This is a genomic window from Nocardia vinacea NBRC 16497 (genome assembly GCF_000308835.1).
Classification (GTDB): domain Bacteria; phylum Actinomycetota; class Actinomycetes; order Mycobacteriales; family Mycobacteriaceae; genus Nocardia; species Nocardia vinacea.
The window spans coordinates 1-18,677 of record NZ_BAGN01000379.1 but is presented as its reverse complement, the minus strand read 5'-3'; the positions used below and the strand labels follow the sequence as shown (position 1 = coordinate 18,677).

Below are 18,677 nucleotides of genomic sequence, written 5' to 3'. Positions count from 1 at the left end.
GCTGCCCGCGCCGGTGCTCGACCAACTGCGCGAGGTGGCGTTGCGCGCCAGACAGCGCGCATTGGTGCTCGACGGGTGGCGGATGCGGCCGGGCGGCGGGCGTGGCCGCGGCGTCACGGCGCTGTTCGCGGGCGACTCCGGCACCGGTAAGACGATGTCAGCGGAGGTGATCGCCGCGGATCTCGGACTCGACCTCTACACCGTGAATCTCGCGACGGTCGTCGACAAGTACATCGGCGAGACCGAGAAGAATCTGGAGCGCATCTTCGTCGCGGCGGCGGGTGTGAACGCGGTGCTGCTGTTCGACGAGGCGGATGCCCTGTTCGGCCGTCGCACCGAGGTCCGCGACTCACATGACCGCTACGCGAATATCGAAAGCGCCTATCTGCTGCAGCGCATGGAATCCTTCGACGGACTGGCCATTCTCGCGACGAATCTGCGGGCGAATCTGGACGACGCCTTCACGCGGCGCCTCGATGTCGTGGTGAATTACACGCTGCCCGACGAGAGCGCGCGGCGCAGCCTGTGGGAGCGCTGCATCGGCACCAGGATTCCCCGTGCCGCGGATCTCGACCTGGATTTCTGCGCCCGCGGTTTCGAATTGTCCGGCGGCAATATCCGCTCGGCCATCGTCACCGCCGCCTATTTGGCCGCGGAGGCCGGAAGGGAACTACGCACCGCCGACCTCGTCGCCGGCGTGCACCGGGAGTACCGCAAGCTCGGAAGGCTCACCCTGGCAACAGAATTCGGCGAATACCACGAAGCCCTCCGCTGATGCGGGTTGCCCGATCGGGCAGTATTGGCTGCCCTTTCGCCGTCACGCCGGCCGACTGTCGGCGACGTCGCCGCCACGCATACTCGACTCACGTGACGGAAGGAGATCGGCCGTGCGCGAATGTTCGAACTGCGGACAGCCCAACTCCGAGAATGCCGAATTCTGCGTGAATCCGCAGTGCCGCACGTACCTGGGTTGGGCGACGACGGCGTTCTCGGATCCGGCGGCTGAGCCGCCGAAACCGACGCGTGCCGCGACGGTCGGGGTCTTCCCCGGGCCGCCTCGGCAACCGAACGGTCCGGCGACACCGTCGAACCCACAGCGCTTCGGGGTCCGGGTGACCATGGACCCGACCGAGTTGAGCGTCGATCCGGGCGCGGCCGTGGTCAGCACGGTGACCGTGCACAACACCGGCACCCGGGTGGAGGAGTTCGAACTCGGCGTCGCCGGTCCGCTGCGACCGTTCGCACATCTGGAACCCGCTGTGCTCAGCGTATATCCGGATGCGAAGGTCACCGCGGTGCTCCGGTTCGCACCACCACGCGATGCCGGGGTGCGGGCCGGGCGCGCGCCATTCGTGGTCGGCGCGCGGTCGCGGGTGAATGCCAGGGTCGAAGACAAGGTCTCCGGATCTGTGACCATCGGCTCGTTCACCGAGTTGAAGGCCGCGCTGCAACCGGAATCCAGTCGCGGGCGCAAACCCGCGCGGCATACCGTGGTGGCCGCGAATCTCGGCAATGTTCCGCTGGGCGTGCAGGTGGTGCTGGCCGACCGGGCCGGTGCGCTCACCTTCGAACCCCCACAGGCCATCACCACCCTCCCAGCTGGTGCGAGCGTGGAGACGCCGGTATTGGTGGGCGGATCGCGAAAGTGGTTCGGCCGCACGGAATCTCACGCCTTCACTGCTCAGGTGAGTCCGGCCGACGGCGCTCCCCCGATCGGGCTGAACGGAGTGCGGAATCAGGTTCCGGTATTCCCGTGGTGGGTGCCGACCGCGGTGGTCGTACTGCTCGCGCTGACGCTGGCCGTTATCGCGCTGGTGCCCAAGCACAAGGACACGGTGCCCGGTACCACCGGCATGATCCAACTCGCTGCCGAGCAGATCCTGGAGAACGCGGGCTATAAGCCGGTCATCGTGCAACGGGCCGATCCGAATGTGCCGCTGGGCCAGGTGATCGAGTCCAAACCGGTTGCGGGATACGAGTTGAAGCACGGTGAGCCGGTCCAGCTGTTCGTGTCGATCGGGCCGTGTGACGGCGGATGCCTGATCGAGGTCCCGAATGTGGAGGGGTTGAAGCAGGCCGATGCCGAGGCCGCGCTGAAAGCCGCGCAATTCGAGGTCGAGCGGTCCATCGAAGTGCCGGATCCGGCCATCGCCAAAGGTTTGGTGATCTCGAGCAGTCCCGCGGCGGGCGAAAAGAAGGAACCAGGCAGCAAGATCGTTCTCAAGGTGTCGACCGGTCCCACGCCGACCACCACGGTGGCTCCACCGACCACGACCGGTGGTAAGGGCGGCACGGATGGCACCGGCGGTAAGGAACAGGTCGAGATACCCGATGTGGTCGGAAAGTCGAAAGCCGAAGCGACCGAGAAGATCCAGGCCGTTGGTCTGACTTCCGACATCGTCGAACAGTCGAACGCCACCGTTGCCGCGGGCAAGGTCATCGCCGCCGATCCCGCCGCGAAATCCAAGGTGGACAAGGGATCCACGGTCAAGGTCACCGTTTCGAGCGGTCCAGAGCCCATCCCGGTCCCCGATGTGACCAAGAAGCCGAAGGCCGACGCACTCTCGGCGCTGACCGCGGCCGGGCTGAAGACCAAGGTGGTCGAACAGCCGGATACCAAGATCGCCGATGGTGCCGTGATATCGACCGACCCCGTCGCGAAGACCGCGGTCGCCAAGGACACGGTGGTCACCGTGACCGTCTCGCAGGGACCGCCGTGCAAGTCGGGCTTCGTCTTCCGGCTCGCCAAACCCGACGACCACGTATGTGTCACCCAAACGATCGCGGATCGCACCAAAACGGAGAACAGCCAAGCCGCTGCACGGGTCAGTGCTACCGACCACACCTATGGACCGGATACCTGCGTCCAGGGCTATGTGTGGCGGGAGGCGGTGAAAGACGACCACGTCTGCGTCGTACCGCAGTCCCGCACCGACGCCGCGACGGACAACGCAGCCGACAAGGATCGACACGCCAAGTGAGGAATCATGCGAGCACATGACCACGAGACCGCCGAGGAAACGGTTCGCCCCAAGTCGAGCCGGGTCGAGGACCCGACAGCCGCGCAACTGCGCGCGGCACTGTCGGGACGGCTGGACGCGGTTACGCCGAGCGGACTGCTCGGATTGCAGCGCACCGCCGGAAATGCCGGTACCACAACATTATTCGAGGAGCAGTCGCCGGTGCACGGTGTCATCGGATCCGGCGGCGCCCCGCTCGAACCCGAGGTGCGCGCCGATATGGAGTCACGCTTCGGACAGGATTTCGGCGATGTGCGTGTGCACACCGACGACCGCGCGCATCAGTCGGCCAAATCCGTGAACGCCCACGCCTACACGGTTGGCTCCGATATCGTCTTCCAGCGCGACACCTACGACCCGTCATCGGATGCCGGACGGCACACCCTCGCCCATGAACTCACCCATGTGGTGCAGCAGCGCAGCGGCCCGGTCGATGGCACCGACGCCGGTGGGGGCGTGAAGGTCAGCGACCCGTCGGACCGATTCGAACGGGAGGCCGTCGCCAATGCCGACCGCGTGATGTCCGCGCCATCGGTGGCGGCCGGGCCCGCGGTACAGCGCTGCGCCGACGAATCGGCCGAGGTCCAGCGGACCGAAGCACCCGCCGAGCAGGAGGAAGAGGAGCCGACGGCGCAAACCTATGTCCAGCGCGCCGAGAGCGAAGAGGAAGAGGAGTCGGCGTAGGCCGGTGATTCGATCGGAGTCAGAGCATGCCCGAGCCCGCCCGCAAATCGAAACCGCCTCGCCCCCTGCATAATCCGGCGGCTCCGGTGCGCGCGGTCGGCACCGCGAATGCGATGCAGCGGCTGCAGGCGACCGCTGGCAACGGTGCCGTCGCCGCGCTGTTCGCTCAGCGATTCAGCGCGGGCGAGGGTGCGTCGGCATGTCTGCCGCCCACCGTGGCTCCGACCCCGATGACACCGAAGCAGGATCCGAAGTTCGCAGCGGCCACCGATCAGGTCGCGGCGGAATCAGCTGCGGCAAAAGCACATCCGGCCCCGGCGAGGGAAGTCAAGGCCGCCCAGGACGCCGCCGTCGCACCGGCCGACGACAAAGAAGCACAGGCCAAAGCCGCACACACCGCGACCATGGCGGCAGCGAAACCTGCGGGCTTCGACAAGGCCGGATTCATCGCCGCGGTCAATGCCGCGATCGCGGCCAAAGCGCCCAAGAATCTCGACGAGGCCGATAAATTCGCGACCTCCGGCAAGGCCGATCAGGTCAAGAACGAGGTGCTCGGCAAGGTCAGCGCGGGCAAGGAGGCCTCGGCGAAGAATGTCGCCGATACCACCGAGGCGACACCGGACACCTCCGTCGCCAAGGACAAACCGGTCACAGCGATGCCCGCCGCGCCACCGGCTCGCCAACCCGTCGCGCCCGATCCCGCGGCGGCAGCACCGAAACCCGCACCCGTCGACCAAGTCCAGCTCGGCGCGGGCAGCTGCGAGACCAATGCGAAGATGGCCGAGGCCGGAGTCACCGACGAACAACTCGCCAAATCCAACGAGCCCGAGTTCACCGGCGCGCTGGACACCAAGAAGGAGTTGCGGGCCCACGACGCCGCGGCGCCTGCGCAATTCCGCCAGCAGGAAGCCGCCACCCTCGCCGCGGCCAAGGATCAGGCCGGTGCGAGCGCGAAAACCGGTCTGGCCGCGATGGGTTCGGCCAAGTCCGCCTCGCTGCAGGCCACCGGAGCGGGCAAGGACGCCACCAAAGCCAAGGACGAGACCGAACGCGCGCGCATCACCGGGGAGATCAAGAAGATCTTCGACGCCACCAAGACCGAGGTGGAACAGATCCTCACCGGTCTGGACGGTTTGGTGGCCCAGAAGTTCGAGGAGGGCGAACGCAAGGCCAAGGAGGCGTTCACCGCCGACCACAAGGAGCGGATGTGGCAGTACAAGCTGCGCCGCTACGGCGGTCCGCTCGGACCAACCCTGTGGGTGAAGGATCTGCTCCTCGATATGCCCGCCGAGGCGAATAACCTCTTCCTGGAATCCAAGAAGCTCTACGAGTCCAAGATGTCGGCGGTCATCAGCGATATCGCCGACACCGTCGGGACCGAGTTGAACCGGGCCAAGGAGCGGATTGCGCAGGGGCGCACCCAAGTTCAGAAGTTCGTCGCCGAGCAACCGGCGAATTTGCAGAAGCTCGCTGGGCAGGCCGTCGACGAAATCGGTTCGCAATTCGCGGATCTGGAGAAATCCGTCGACGAGAAGCAGCAGTCGCTGGTCGACGACCTCGCGACCCGCTACAACGAGGCGCGCGACGGAATCGAGGAGGAGATCAAGAAGCTTCAGGACGAGAACAAGGGGCTGGTCGGCAAGACCATCGATGCGGTCGGCGGCGCGATCGAGACGATCAAGAAGCTCAAGGACATGCTCCTGGGCGTACTGGCGCGGGCGGCGGGCGCGGTCGAGAAGATCATCAAGGATCCGATCGCCTTCCTCGGCAATTTCGTCAACGCGGTCAAGGCCGGGATCAGCAACTTCATGTCGAATATCGGAACGCACCTGAAGAAGGGCCTACAGGGCTGGCTGTTCGGGGCCCTCGCCGAGGCAGGCATCGAGATTCCGGCGAAATTCGACCTCAAAGGCATTATTACGCTGCTGCTTTCACTGCTCGGCCTCACCTGGAACTCGATCCGCGCGCGCATCGTCAAGGTCGTCGGCGAACCCGCCATGCAGAAGATCGAGGGAGCCGTCGATTTCGTGAAGGCGATCGTTACCGAAGGCATTCCGGGACTGTGGAAGTGGATCGCGCAGAAGATCACCGACCTCAAAGAGCAAGTGATGGGCCAGATCCGGGAATTCGTGATCAGCAAGGTGATCACGGCCGGAATCACCTGGCTGATCTCACTACTCAACCCCGCGGCCGCCTTCGTCAAGGCCTGCAAGATGATCTACGACGCGGTCATGTGGTTCGTGGACAATGCCGAGCGCCTCAAGGAATTCGTCGACTCGGTACTGGATTCGGTCGAATCGATCGCCTCCGGCGGTGTCGGCAAAGTCGCCGCCTTGATCGAAGGCACACTCGCCAAGACCGTCCCCATGCTCATCAGCGGCCTGGCCAGCCTCCTCGGTCTCGGCGGCATCGCCGACAAGATCAAGAAGATCCTGGAGACGGTGCAGAAGCCGGTCGGACAGGTGGTCGACAAGCTCATCGGCGTTGCGGTGAAGTACGGGAAGAAGTTCCTGACCAAGCTGAAGAATTCGAAACTCGGGAAGTTCGCTACCGGCCTGAAAGAGAAAGGCAAAGCCGCTTACGCCAAGGGCAAGGCGTATGTGAAGGCCAAATACGAGGCCGGAAAGCAATGGGTCAAGGGCAAGTACGAAGCCGGGAAGAAATGGGTCAAGACGAAGGTCGACGCCGCGAAGGCGAAGCTGTTCGGAGGCGATGACACTCCGGAAGGCAAGCAGAAGCGCCTGGACAAGGGGCTTGCGGCCGGTGTGAAGGCCGCGAATCGGTTCGCCGGTAAGCCGGTGGGCGAGTCGATGCTGAAACCAGCGTTGAGCTTCGTCCGGGCTCGCTACGGTCTACAACTCGTCGAACCCGTGCGCGATGGCGATCACTGGTCGGTGCACGCCGAGGTACAGCGGGCGACGGCGCCCACACAGGCAAAGGTCGACGATGACAAAGGCAAGGGTGCGCATGCGCCGGGCATCGGCAATATCGCGCCGTACCGGCAGCAGCCCGGAAATCCCGACCCGAAGGTCCTCGAGTGGCGGATGACCAAGGAGCACATCATTCCCGACGGGATATTCCGCCATTTGCTGACGGCGCTGACCCGCGACGGCTCGATCGACAAGGGCGACAGCGACTACGAAAACCAGACGACGATCCAGATCTATGAACGAGCCGGCGGCATCAAAACCGGCGGCTGGCCACGGGACTATGTCCGCAAACAGGACCAGGATCTGATCATTCGAATGGGCAATGCGGTCGCCATGGTTCGCGCCAGGGCAGGCGGCGACGAGGCCGGTAAGCGTAAAGCCGGTGCCAGCGGTCCGGAAGGCGGCGTCACCCCCAAGTATCACTGGCGCACCTATCTGAAGAAGCAGTACGAAACCCGACTGCTTCCGGTCTTCAAGAGCCTCGCCGCCGATGCATTGAGCCGAACCCAGAAAGCAGTCAAGGAAGAACAGTCCAGCGCAGGCGATAAACGCGGCGTGGGAGCAAGCCCACGCCCGAGCGAGGGCGAACTCTCCTCCGCCTATCAGCAGCAGTTGAAGGATATGACCGTGGTGCTCAACCAACATCTCGACGACGCCGACTTCGAATAGCGTACCGGCGCAGCACCACTGCCCACCGAGCGCTATCGGCACTCGTAACCGCTGGTACTCACCACGAGGTGGTCCCTGGACGGCACGCGGACTGGGTCGCTCGCGCGATCATCGCCGCGATCACCTGAGCCCGAACCGCTCCCGGCAACCGAGAAGTACGCGACACCCGAGGCGCTTCGTCTGCCGCAGTTCCCGCGTTACGCTGAACGCGCGGTGCGGCCATGCCTGCTTCTGTCGCCCGTCCGGTGAGACTGTCGTCACCGCGGCAGGCAGCGAGTTATCCGTCGACCACCTGATCGCCGTCGCCACGGTGATCCGCTTGGCAAGGATCGTCAGTATCAAGCTGTCCGGTGACCAAGAAGCCCACGCAGGCGATCCAGCACGGCAGCCGCTTCGGCGGGAAGTTCTCGGATGCCAGCCTTTTTGGTGGCGCGGATAACGCGTTGGTGTGGAAGTCGGTGTTGTTCGTCTGCTCGAATTGCCTGGAGGAACGCGTCTTCGGCGCCGAGTTAGTGGTTGCGGGCGAGGACTTGCGCGCGGTGACGCGTTCGATGATGTGTCATTGGGGTGCGGCCGGAGTGCTGAAGGGCGGAAACTCCGCTGCCGGCGTTTCGCTCCAGGAGTTCTCTGTAGGCGGTCAGGGTGGCATCGAACTGTGCGCGGACCGAGTTCGCCAGTGGCCCGCCGTATGGCTTCAGCCTGCAACACGTACTGCTATCGGTCGGTTTGAAACCGTTGCCGCATTGCCGTCTATCCAGCCGAAAATTCGACGAGCCCCACATAGCCTCGCGCACCACTCTCTAACGGCCAAGCAAGATCTTGCCTGCGTACTGCTGGCATGGGCAAGTTTGCACCTATTTCATTTAGACTAACGCCCAGAAGGGACGCCTCGGTATGCCTGGCTATGTATCGATTTTAGAATCACGTGTCCAAATGGTTGTAACCATTGCTTACGCTAACAGATAATTTTCCCGCCGTAACGTTCGCTGGAGCGTTGTCTTCGGAATCCCTACTTTCTTGACCATGCAAATAGCGATATCGCACCCTAGTCCGTGGACGCTTCGCGTGTTGGTCAGGCACACTGAAAGCGACACATGGGAGGGGGGGATAGTGCACCGTCCGCCATGGAGTCAGGCAGCGACGGCAAGAAGGGGATTAGGGAATTGCAGCAGAGTCGGCGCGCCGTCATGTCGTCCGACACGACGCGCTCGCACGAGCACAGCACGCAGCATGGGCTCATACAACCCTCCGTTCCAACTAGGTTTGTGGTAATTCCTACGTATCCCCGCCCACGTCTGGTCGGAAGAATATGACCAAGAGTCATAGCGCAGCACGGCGTGACGACACTGTTTCGAAACTTACCCCGGAGGCTCAGCCGCAAGATGGAGTTCTGGCCGTTCTGATCCGCTCGGGTATTGTTGAAAGCCGCCATTATGGAAGACTGGCCGTCCTACGAGAGACCAATTGCGCCGAACCGCTCCTGAGTGTCGGAAACATCGACGCGCCCTTCATACTCAGGTCCGTCTTCAAGCCGATACAAGCGCTGGCGATGACTCGACTCGGTCTGACACTTATCGATCAGGATCTGGCACTATCACTGTCCAGCCATTCCGGGGAAAAGTTTCACCAGGACCGCGTCCGGAGGCTATTAGTCAATTTCGGATTCCACGAGAACGATCTATGCAATCCCGCCGATCTACCACTCGGCCTCACTCTCGGAATTCCTGAAATGCACGACACACAACCGGCGCGTATAGCGCACAACTGTTCCGGCAAGCACGCGGCCATGTTGGCATGTTGCGCCATAAATGGATGGTCGAAAATAGACTATCTCAAACCGGATCACCCGCTACAAACAGCAATTGCGGCTATTACCACCGATATCGCCAGGGAAGAGCCAGCCAGGTGGGCCGTGGACGGATGTGGGGCGCCAGTACCCGCGCTCACACCGCGTGCGGTTGCGCGGATTTACTCTTCATTCGCATGCGGCGCAGAGGGCACCACTGAGCGACAAATATTCGAAGCAATGCGAGCCTGGCCGGAAATTGTTGCCGGTGTGGGTCGTAATTCGACTACGGTTATGCGCGCGATACCAGGAATTATCGTCAAAGACGGAGCCGAAGGAGTGGTGGGATTGGCGTTTTCTGACGGCACCGCCGCAGCGTTGAAGGTCTCTGACGGTGCGCAGCGGGCGTGCAGGGTTGTCATTGAGTATTTGGTGCACAGATTCACTCGCTACAAGAACGTCCGCTTAGCAAATGAACCAGCAATTGGCGGTGCGGAGATCGTTGGAGACCTCCGCGCAAGAGTCGGGAGTGGTGAATTAGAGGGTGATAGATAGCGGTACTACGCCTGCGCGCACAAGGCGTGACTGGGCAACAATAAAGTTCAGTCTATTGGCCGAGGGTGCGAGAGTTACACCAAGCGCCGAGAGTGCTCTGGTCCACTCAAAGATGCCTCTGCGGACCAGATCCGGCGTTTCCGGAGGGCTGGACTTGCAGATCGCCGACGGTATCGACGTAAACGTTCCCGTTTCGGAAATGTTCGTTCGAATGAGCCCATACACTATCGACCACGACGGTAATACGTTTGTCGTTATGCGCGGAGAGGACTCAATTTGCAACGCAAATCCGCTTCCTCTTCCATCCTATTATGAGTTACGGACCGCGGACGATACCGAGGCGATGCACAGAATCGCTCAAATGTGCTCAGCGGACCGGCTCTGCTTCGGCATGACGGGGCCTACGTGCCACTTTTGGCGTCGTGACCGCCGGTGCCAGTACTGCTCAATTGGAAAGAACTTTTCGGCTGACGCCGCCCGGAAGCAACAGCGTCACCTGCTTGAAGTTCTCGATGCCTCGCTCGTTGATAACCGGCTGCCAGCAAGACACCTTCTGATCGGCGGCGGAACGCCTAGCGGCCCAGATATGGGTGCAATACTTGCGTCCGAGCTGTGCCGAAGCGTTAAGGAGCGGCATGATATTCAAATATACGTAATGATTGCAGCTCCGATCGATAATTCATACATCGATATGCTCAAGGATGCGGGCGCGGACGAACTCGGGATGAATCTCGAGTTTTGGAGCGACGAAGCATGGCAGAAGTATATTCCCGGAAAGAATGATCTGATTGGGAAGAACCGCTATCTCAGCGCACTTGAGCATGCTGTCGAAAAGTTCGGGCCTATAAATACCCGCAGCATATTGATAGCCGGACTCGAGGACGCCTCGTACACGCGAGAGGCAGCAGCCTTTCTTGCAGGCCTCGGCGTAATGCCGATTGTATCCCCATTCCGCTCTCTGGACGGCACAATGCTGCAGGACAGTCGGGGGTTCAAAGGTGATAAGTACGTTAAGCTATGGAGTGCAATCGAAAGCGATCTGGCAGGCACAGGAATACCTCTCGGTCCGGTCTGCGTACCCTGCCAGAACAATACGTTAGCAATTCCGAACCCGACACACATTGCGCCGGTTCTTGTAAAGAGATAATTGGATGTTCATATCTGAAAACGGCTACGATAGCGAGTCGCCTCGCCCCCTGATCTTTGCTGGTCATCGACTGTTCGATGCGCTCAGCTCCCATATGGTTGTCCCACTTTTGGAAGCTTACTGTTGTGACTATGGCGAGAGCGCCATGAACGCGCTCGCACCTGAGATCCATTCGATCGAGGAGAATAGCCGGCAGCGGGCCCGCTGGACCAGCGCAGATATCGACCAGGCCGTTCGGTTGGGAATAGACAGGTTGCGGAAGTATGGCGGCGACATCGACATCCTCCCTTACGCTGTGACCTCGACTTGTGAAGAATTGCGCCAGATGGGCATCATTAAGCAGATCCTCGGACCCGAAGTAATTGCACGAGAAAAGTTTGAAAACAAACTCAAGATAAAGGATCTATTCGCGCACCTTCACCTTCCTGTAATTCCGCACAGCATGCTCGATTCGGCTCGAGGGAGCGTAGAAATACTCACCGGCGATTCTCGGTATCCGATGGTGATCCGGTCACCGTACGGCTCGACTGGGGCTATGACATTTCTCATCAGGACCGATCGTGAGTTAAACGAGTGGGCGGCCATGACAGCTCCGATTAGTCCCACATGGTTCGTCGAGCCTTTTGTCAAGGGGCCGTCTGTCAACGTAAATGCGATCGCGGGAGGTGGTCAAGTTTATATTTACCCTCCGTCGCTTCAGCTTACTGGGGTACCAGAATGTACTGATCATAGAATGGGATTCTGCGGCAATGATTTCATCCAGATCGATTCCGTGGACCTTTCGGCAGTCAACGAATGCTTACGACAGACCGGGATAATCGGAATGGAGATGTCTCGATCTGGCTTCAGGGGTTGCTATGGCGTTGACTTCATTGTCGATTTGGAAGGCACGGTCTACCCGTGCGAAATAAATCCTCGCTTTCAGAATTCGACGTTCCTACTCAACTTCGCCTTTCAAGATGAGCCGAAGTATGCGCCGACAGCTCTTCATTGCAGCATATTCCGAGATAACGCACCAACCAACGCTACTGGTGCAGTCCATCTTGTGGCATCGACCCATTTCGCCCAAGCAATCATCTACGCTTCAGGTGACAACGGGCCAATAGACGTCGAAAATGCGGTTCATGAAGGGTGCTATATGCAGGCGTCCACCACCAGCGAAGCTTCGACACTTAGGACGACTGATACAAACCCAAATCGGTTGAGAAACAATGAATACCTTGTTGCCGGATCCGTTCCGCTGCCAGGCACGACCGTAGAAGGGGGAGCTCCAGTAGCCAAGATAGTCGCCAAGAAGAGCATGGGAACCCCTGATGGAACGGCTCTACAACCGTGGGCACGAACGGTTGCTACCGCTCTCAGCCGCAGACTCGGGGTTCGGTCCGATGGTTGAGGAGGCGAGTCGCATTGTACGATCCGACGGCAGACGCCGGGTCGAGGAACTTACCATCGAATATCACACCGTCCGTGCAGAGATCGAATGCGACGTACTCATCGACGGCAAAGATGTCGGTACGGTGGGGTTAAGGTTTCTCGATGAGCACAGCCCGCTGAGCCAAGCTGAAGCAGAGCTGTTGACAGCGTCTTTCGGCGTCGTCCTCGGGCAGATGTGCCTTGCTAGAAACATCCGGTTGCCATTTCATATGAGTTCCAGACTCTACACTCCCCTTTCATCCCTGGTCGGCCTACTGTACGACTCACACTGCCTGACTCAACAAATATCACTCTTAGCAGGAACCTTGAATGCACCGAGACGCGATGCGCCAGCAGCTGCGCTGCAAGGCAGTCCGACGAAATGCGTTCTGCTGTGGAGCGGCGGAAAAGACGCCCTCGCCTCGTTGAATGTTCTGCGGAACAATGGGCTTTCTGTTCATGGAGTACACTTCAGCGCAAACTTTAGTTCGATCTCCGCGGAGCGAATGGCGGCCGACGATCTGTCCAGTTACTTCGCTATGCCGCTAGAGCACGTGCAGATCGAATGGGATCTCGTCAGAGAAATCGGTAATCTGTACGCAACGCACTACGATCGGTTTCCGTTGCAAAATACGATACCACACGGTCGCGACCTGATACTTATGGCTGCATCCGCAATTATCGCGCGACGAGTCGGCGCCCAATTCGTCTGCGCTGGTTACGAATACGACCTGTGGAGCAAACAGGTTCACCGGGGGACGCGGACAGTTTGGCGGCACGACATACAATCGGAAAGAGGCGGACACCTTTTAAATGAGCTCCTTCGGGCAGCGATCGGAGTGCAGTTCTTCTCACCAATCGCAGGCGTGACCGAGTTCGAAATCCTTCGGACTTTGCTCGCTCATTCGGATATATGGTCACATCTACATTCCTGCTTTTGGGGCAGTTGGTGCGGTATGTGTTCAAAATGCGTGCGGTACGCGATTACGGAGCGCGTTTTCGGAGTACGGTCAATACCTTTCGCTGTCGATCCTCTCGTCTTGCCGAATGTCGCCCTCGAATTGAGCCTGAACAGCATCAACGATTCAGATACGCCATTCTGGGAGGAGCTTACCTATGGATTGTTCGAGTTATACCATAAGGGATACTTCAATGACGCGGAGGCATTGAGGCGACGTGAAACATGGTATATTGGAGTTAAGGACGAATTATATACGCGGCTCACCAGCGTGTTCGACGACGACCTTGCCCCTCCTGGATTCAGCTATGCGCTTGGGATGCTGTAGCCGGTTCTCTGTCATGCAGTTTATTCGCGATTGAAAGGAAGACCCCATGGGTACTGAACGAACCATAACACCAATTAACCCAGCCACTGGCCGTCAGCTGTCGCCGGTGGGTGCTGCATCAGAAGCCGAGGTTCTCGATGCGGTCTCTCGGTCACGTCGGGCCTTTGCCACGTGGCGGTTCACTTCGGTGAAAGAGCGCTCAGCATTTCTTGTGAGCGCAGCCGAGTGCCTGGAGGCTGCTGCGGATGAAATCGGAGGGGTCATTACTTCCGAAATGGGTCGTGTAAAGGCTGAGTCAATTCCAGAGGTTACAAAATCCGGAGCGTTTTTGCGCTACTTCGCTCGCATCGGAGAAAGGGCGCTAACTCCTACGCGACTTGATCTCGAGGGTTTGACTTTGCCTGAAAAGGAAGCGTACGTGCACTATGAGCCACGTGGGGTCGTCGCGGTCATAAAGCCATGGAATGCGCCCGTGCAGCAGATCATATGGGCAGTAGCACCGGCGCTTATGGCCGGATGTACCGTCATTATCAAGCCATCAGAGTACACGCCGCGCAGCGCTCTGGGGCTTCAGCGGGCATTCGATAAAGCGGGGCTGCCGAAGGATGTTGTCATCACGTTGACCGGTGACGATCGAACTGGCGAGTTTTTGGTCGGATCGGACGTCGATGTGATTGCCTTCACCGGTAGCGTCGCAACCGGGCGACGCGTTGCAGAAATTGCTGGACGTCGGTTGAAGAAGGCGATTTTGGAGCTGTCGGGAAAGGATGCGCTGATAGTTGATCAGAATCCTCCTGACCTCACTCTTGTCGCATCAGGGATCGTTTACGGCGCATTCTCGAACTGCGGCCACTGGTGTAGCTCGATCGAACGAGCCTATATCCCGAGTGCTCTTTGGGATTCGGTTCTTCCGAAAGTTGTCGAAAAGACACGTGCACTCCGGGTAGGCGATGGCAGCACCGACGGCGTCGATATGGGGCCAATTGCGAACGAGCGACAGTTCTCCATTGTGAAAGATATTGTTGCTGATGCGGTCTCGCGCGGGGCGACAGTAGTTGCCGGCGGGAAGCCGTCTGCCGATAGTTCAGCCGGAGGCTATTTCTTTGAGCCCACCGTTCTTACCGACGTGCCACATGACGCACGTCTGACCCATGAGAATGTATTTGGTCCAGTAATTGCGCTGTATCGATACGACAAGCTTGACGACGCGATCCTTGCCGCGAACAGCACGAATTACGGACTCGGCCTGTCGTTGTGGACCGCGGATCCAGAAGTGGCGGAGTACGTTACAAAACGGAGTGATACAGGAATGGTTTGGGTTAATGAACCCCTGCAATCACTCGCCGCATGCCCATGGTCTGTGTATAAGGACAGCGGAATTGGCGTAGAACTCGGTGAGTCCGGATTGCGCGAATTCACGTTCGAGAAGGTTGTGCAAGCGCAGTTTGCCAATAACAGTGGCCCGCGGGCCTGGTATTTCCCTTACGGAAAGTAATGCTGACAGGCGGGTCGCATTGTGGCTGCGAGTAACACAGAAGGGCCAGGAGCCGAGAAGCGGTTAACATCGGCTCTGAGGTTCCTTGTCGATGAGGTTGATGGCGTTGTAATCTTCGTTGCGGCAGCCGTCGTAGCAGTTGCAACGTTGCTCGAGCACCTGAAGGAGGTACAGGCGCCGGCGCTGGTTGCGATTAGTATCGCGGTTGGCGTTCGTGTCTTTCGTGTCAAATACCAGATGAACGATATTTCGAGCAGTGTATCGAATCAATCGAATTTGACGCGAAACCAACTCCACGATGAATCGGCCGCAACCCAGACGAGACTCGGAACGCTGGAAGCCGCCCTGCTATCCGGGCGCCTGCACGAGGCTGAGATGTGCGATCGTTCGGGTTTCTATCGCCATATGTTGGCCGCCTTGAGAGAAGCGCATAAGAGCGTGGATCTCACTCAGCTCGATTCGCAGCCTCCCAAACATTATGGCACACCTGAGATGGTGGAATATTTCGATGCCCAAACTCAGCTGGTTCGTTCGAACTCGAGCATCAAGTTCCGGAGGATTATCGCTATTCCTACACTGGAAAAGCTCGAGTGGGTGGTTTCCATTCTGGACCAGGTGAAAGACTGTGCAAATTTCCAGATCAATATGATCGACCTATCCAAAACTGGAACGCTTCCTCCACCTCTGAGTTTGCAGATCTTCGATCGAAGAGAGATGTGCCTTGTTGACCCAACCCTGGGGTTCATGCTGCCTGAAGACCAGCGACATATGCTTTGGGTAAAGGGAAGTTCTGTTGCCGAAGTATTTGCGATCTACTATGACAGTTTGTGGCAACTCGGGACACGAGTAAAGGAAGGTAGTATAATCTACTGGGACGACCTCGAAACGCTCGCTCGTGAGCTCTCCGCGCGTTTTCCGGACAAGCGGAGTTACGCAAAATCTATCCTGTCCGAAATTAACAGACTGTCGGGAGCGATAGACAACTAGGTTTCTGGACGGTGCAGCGGGCCTCATCGTTAGTGCGTCGAAGTAGGAGGTGAGGCCCAATTGTGTACCGATCCGTCGGAGCTGAGCGCGTGCGATTTGGCGAAATCGATTGCATCACGGCAAGTGTCAGCAGTTGAAGTTGTCGAGCGCTATATCGAACGAATAGAGGCAATAAATCCACGCATAAATGCCATAGTCTCTTTCGTACCGGAACGGGCGCTGCGGGAAGCGCAATTATGCGATGCACGGCTGTCGAAGGGAGAGTTAATCGGTCCACTACACGGCGTCCCAATGGCATTCAAAGACAATCATGATGTCGCAGGGTTGCCAACTACATATGGCTCGCGGCTCTATCGCGGCAACATAGCGCGTAGTGATTCGTTTTGTGTTGATAGCCTGCGAAAGGCCGGTGTGGTGACACTCGGCAAAACGAATATTCCTGAGTTCGGCGCAGGCGGCCACACATATAACGATCTGTTTGGTCTGACCAGTAATCCGTGGGACACCGGCCGAAGTGCCGGAGGCAGCACCGGCGGCGGCGCTGCCGCTGTATCTGCAGGGATTTCCGCGCTTGCCGATGGTTCCGACGTTGCAGGCTCGCTCCGAGTCCCGGCCGCATTCTGTGGTGTGCTTGGGCTGAGACCTTCGGTAGATGCTGGTTGTTTTTCGCCTTCGACTCCGTCCGTATTTCCATTGCGCGTTGTCGGGCCGATCGGACGCTGCGTCGCCGATTTAGCGCTTGCGATGACGGTAATGTCTCGAAGTGATTTGCGGGCGCCGATGTCGAGCGATCGACTCAGTCGAGAGTTGTCTCGTCAAGAAGTTGCCCTGAGATCAGATGTCTCACGCCTCAATATCGCTTACTCAGAGGATGTTGGGGGTTTGATGGAAGTGGACGAGGAAGCCAGGTTTGCGGTGAAGTATGCTGCAGCGGCATTCTCAAGTCTGGGCTGTGAAGTCGCTGAGGCTTGTCCAGACTTTTCTGGTGCGGGCGAGGCATTCCGAACGCTTCGCGCCTGGGACTTTGAAGTAAGGCTCGGTAAAATCGTCCGGTCTAATCCAGGTCAGGTTCGGCAAGTCATCGTAGACGAAGTCGCCGTAGGTGCGGCTCTGACGGGCAGTGATATTGCACGGGCGATCGAGTCGCAATCGGCGACGTATCATCGCACCCGTATTTTTTTCGAAAAATATGACCTACTGATTCTTCCAGTCAGTCCTGTTGGCCCGTTTGATAATTCTCGGGAGGTCCCTCTTTCGCCTTCCGGGCACGAGTATGTAACATACATTGATTGGCTGGAGGCGTGTTTCGTCATTACCGTCGCAGGTAATCCTGCGCTCTCTATGCCAGTTGGCGTCTGCTCGAACGGTCTGGTCCGCAGCGTTCAGTTGGTTGGTCAACATCGAGATGAATTGGGACTGCTGCGCGCTGCGCAGGCATTCGAGGAGATGGTTTTCCCGGCTGGAAGATTGGAGCTAAAGCCCGACATAGATCTGGACTGAGTACTTGAAATGCTCATTGACGTCGATGAGACTTGGTTGCGGCCGCGCCATCGGCCGAGAAGGCAGGCCGCCGAGAGAGGCGCTATCCGATGCGGGCGGCTTTAGCACCGACCACGTCCCACAGGTGTGCCATCCGTGCTGCGATCTCGCCAAAAGTCTCGGTATGCACGACGACCTGGCAGTCGCCCGCCCGATGCACTGACATCGCCACCTCCTTGTGACGACGCTGCAGCCGGAGGCCATAGCGTAATCTATGGCGTTGATCAGAAGGTTTATCTCATTGTGCGCCGAAAGTATCGCAGCCGCTGCCTGTTTCAGTTGTCCACAGCTGGCCTGTCTGTTGCGCAACGTCGTGAATGCCAGACGGTGACGACATCTGTCGCCTTGTGCGGCCACAACACCCGCTCTGCCACGCGTAGACCAGGCCGCCTCCTCACCGTACGACAACCGATATGCGGCATGAGGGCGTGTTCGTGCGAATTGTCGAGTCGGCTACTGTCGGCCGCGTGGATCTGCAGCCCGCCGCCGATTCGTCCGAGCTGCTCACCCACCGAGGCGAGTTATTCATTTCGACGCACTGTGTTCGCGTCGAATGCCCCGTGTTGGAGCAGTATCGGGACCAGTGGCTCGAAATCGGCATTCCCGCAACACACGTCGACCGTGTCATCGAGTTTCAGCGGCGATGGGGCGGACTGATCCTGCCGCCGGCTGCGTCCTATGAGGGCGGCCCCAAGATCCTGTGTGCCGAGATACCGAGCGAGGCGCTCGGGCGGGGCGGGTGGTTCGAGGCGGGGGTGCAGCGAGTGTCGATGGCTTATGCGTTCATGATCGGTCCCGCAGGAGAGTTCGGCATCGACGGCGATCGGTGGGTGCCCCTGCACGCGAGCATCGCAGGATGGATCGAATCGGTTGCGCTGGCTCACCATGCGTCCCGCTGGGCCCCGCAGATCAGCACAATTCGCGGTGATGCGATCGACGAGCTGCCATTGAGCACCTTCGAACCCGTGACCGAGACTCGCGGCCTGGCCGACACCTGGTGGCGAGGCCCGGATTCGCTGATCGCGATCCATACGGGAGAGGCCGAATGCTTCGACGCACCCGGGCTCCGTGTCGCCCGTATCTACGCCGGTCTCGACGAATGGGGACTGAGCGGAGGCTGACGGTGAACGCGCCGCGCGACCGCCACCGCGAATGCGTCCGCACAT

General features: G+C 59.5%; 14 protein-coding genes. 13 read left to right on the top strand and 1 reads right to left on the bottom strand.

Translation table 11 applies throughout. The annotated features are described in order from the left end of the window. From ON44_RS35305 to ON44_RS48910, 12 genes are all read left to right on the top strand, one after another. On the top strand, positions 1-775 hold a 775-nt coding region (locus tag ON44_RS35305), incomplete at its 5' end, for an ATP-binding protein (protein WP_040698746.1). Between the two features lie 112 nt (positions 776-887). After that, on the top strand, positions 888-2,981 hold the full coding sequence (locus ON44_RS35295; protein ID WP_157187448.1) for a PASTA domain-containing protein: 2,094 nt from the start codon (positions 888-890) through the stop codon (positions 2,979-2,981). A gap of 6 nt (positions 2,982-2,987) precedes the next feature. Continuing rightward, the gene (locus tag ON44_RS35290; protein WP_040698734.1) at positions 2,988-3,704 is read left to right on the top strand and encodes an eCIS core domain-containing protein; all 717 of its coding nucleotides are present in this window, start codon (positions 2,988-2,990) and stop codon (positions 3,702-3,704) included. 26 nt (positions 3,705-3,730) lie between these two features. Next, on the top strand, positions 3,731-7,303 hold the full coding sequence (locus tag ON44_RS35285; RefSeq protein WP_051182782.1) for a phage tail protein: 3,573 nt from the start codon (positions 3,731-3,733) through the stop codon (positions 7,301-7,303). 350 nt (positions 7,304-7,653) lie between these two features. Next, a complete protein-coding gene (locus ON44_RS35280) occupies positions 7,654-8,175 on the top strand; it encodes a hypothetical protein (RefSeq protein ID WP_040698732.1) in 522 nt (173 codons plus the stop codon). A gap of 437 nt (positions 8,176-8,612) precedes the next feature. Beyond that, entirely contained in the window at positions 8,613-9,644 is a 1,032-nt protein-coding gene (locus tag ON44_RS48915) for an asparaginase (RefSeq protein WP_083898332.1), read from the top strand. Next, entirely contained in the window at positions 9,634-10,791 is a 1,158-nt protein-coding gene (locus ON44_RS35275; protein WP_373283258.1) for a radical SAM protein, read from the top strand. Before ON44_RS48915 ends, ON44_RS35275 begins: the two co-directional genes overlap by 11 nt. Positions 10,792-10,795: 4 nt before the next feature. Then, complete coding sequence (locus ON44_RS35270; RefSeq protein ID WP_083898331.1) at positions 10,796-12,184, top strand: ATP-grasp domain-containing protein; 1,389 nt, start codon at positions 10,796-10,798, stop codon at positions 12,182-12,184. After that, positions 12,177-13,490, top strand: coding sequence for a DUF6395 domain-containing protein (locus ON44_RS50830; RefSeq protein WP_169338135.1), 1,314 nt, complete (start codon positions 12,177-12,179; stop codon positions 13,488-13,490). The genes ON44_RS35270 and ON44_RS50830 overlap by 8 nt, the downstream gene beginning before the upstream one ends. A 46-nt stretch (positions 13,491-13,536) precedes the next feature. Continuing rightward, complete coding sequence (locus tag ON44_RS35260) at positions 13,537-14,985, top strand: aldehyde dehydrogenase family protein (protein ID WP_063721679.1); 1,449 nt, start codon at positions 13,537-13,539, stop codon at positions 14,983-14,985. Positions 14,986-15,006: 21 nt separating this feature from the next. Next, positions 15,007-15,972, top strand: coding sequence for a hypothetical protein (locus ON44_RS35255; RefSeq protein WP_040698724.1), 966 nt, complete (start codon positions 15,007-15,009; stop codon positions 15,970-15,972). 123 nt (positions 15,973-16,095) lie between these two features. After that, positions 16,096-17,472, top strand: coding sequence for an amidase (locus ON44_RS48910; protein ID WP_169338134.1), 1,377 nt, complete (start codon positions 16,096-16,098; stop codon positions 17,470-17,472). Between the two features lie 82 nt (positions 17,473-17,554). On the opposite strand, the gene ON44_RS53575 is transcribed toward ON44_RS48910, so the two are convergent. Next, positions 17,555-17,677: a hypothetical protein gene (locus ON44_RS53575; RefSeq protein WP_281005328.1), complete on the bottom strand. Its 123-nt coding sequence runs from the start codon at positions 17,675-17,677 to the stop codon at positions 17,555-17,557. Between the two features lie 301 nt (positions 17,678-17,978). Between ON44_RS53575 and ON44_RS35245 the strand changes: the two genes are divergently transcribed. Next, entirely contained in the window at positions 17,979-18,632 is a 654-nt protein-coding gene (locus tag ON44_RS35245) for a hypothetical protein (protein WP_040698740.1), read from the top strand. Positions 18,633-18,677: the final 45 nt, after the last annotated feature.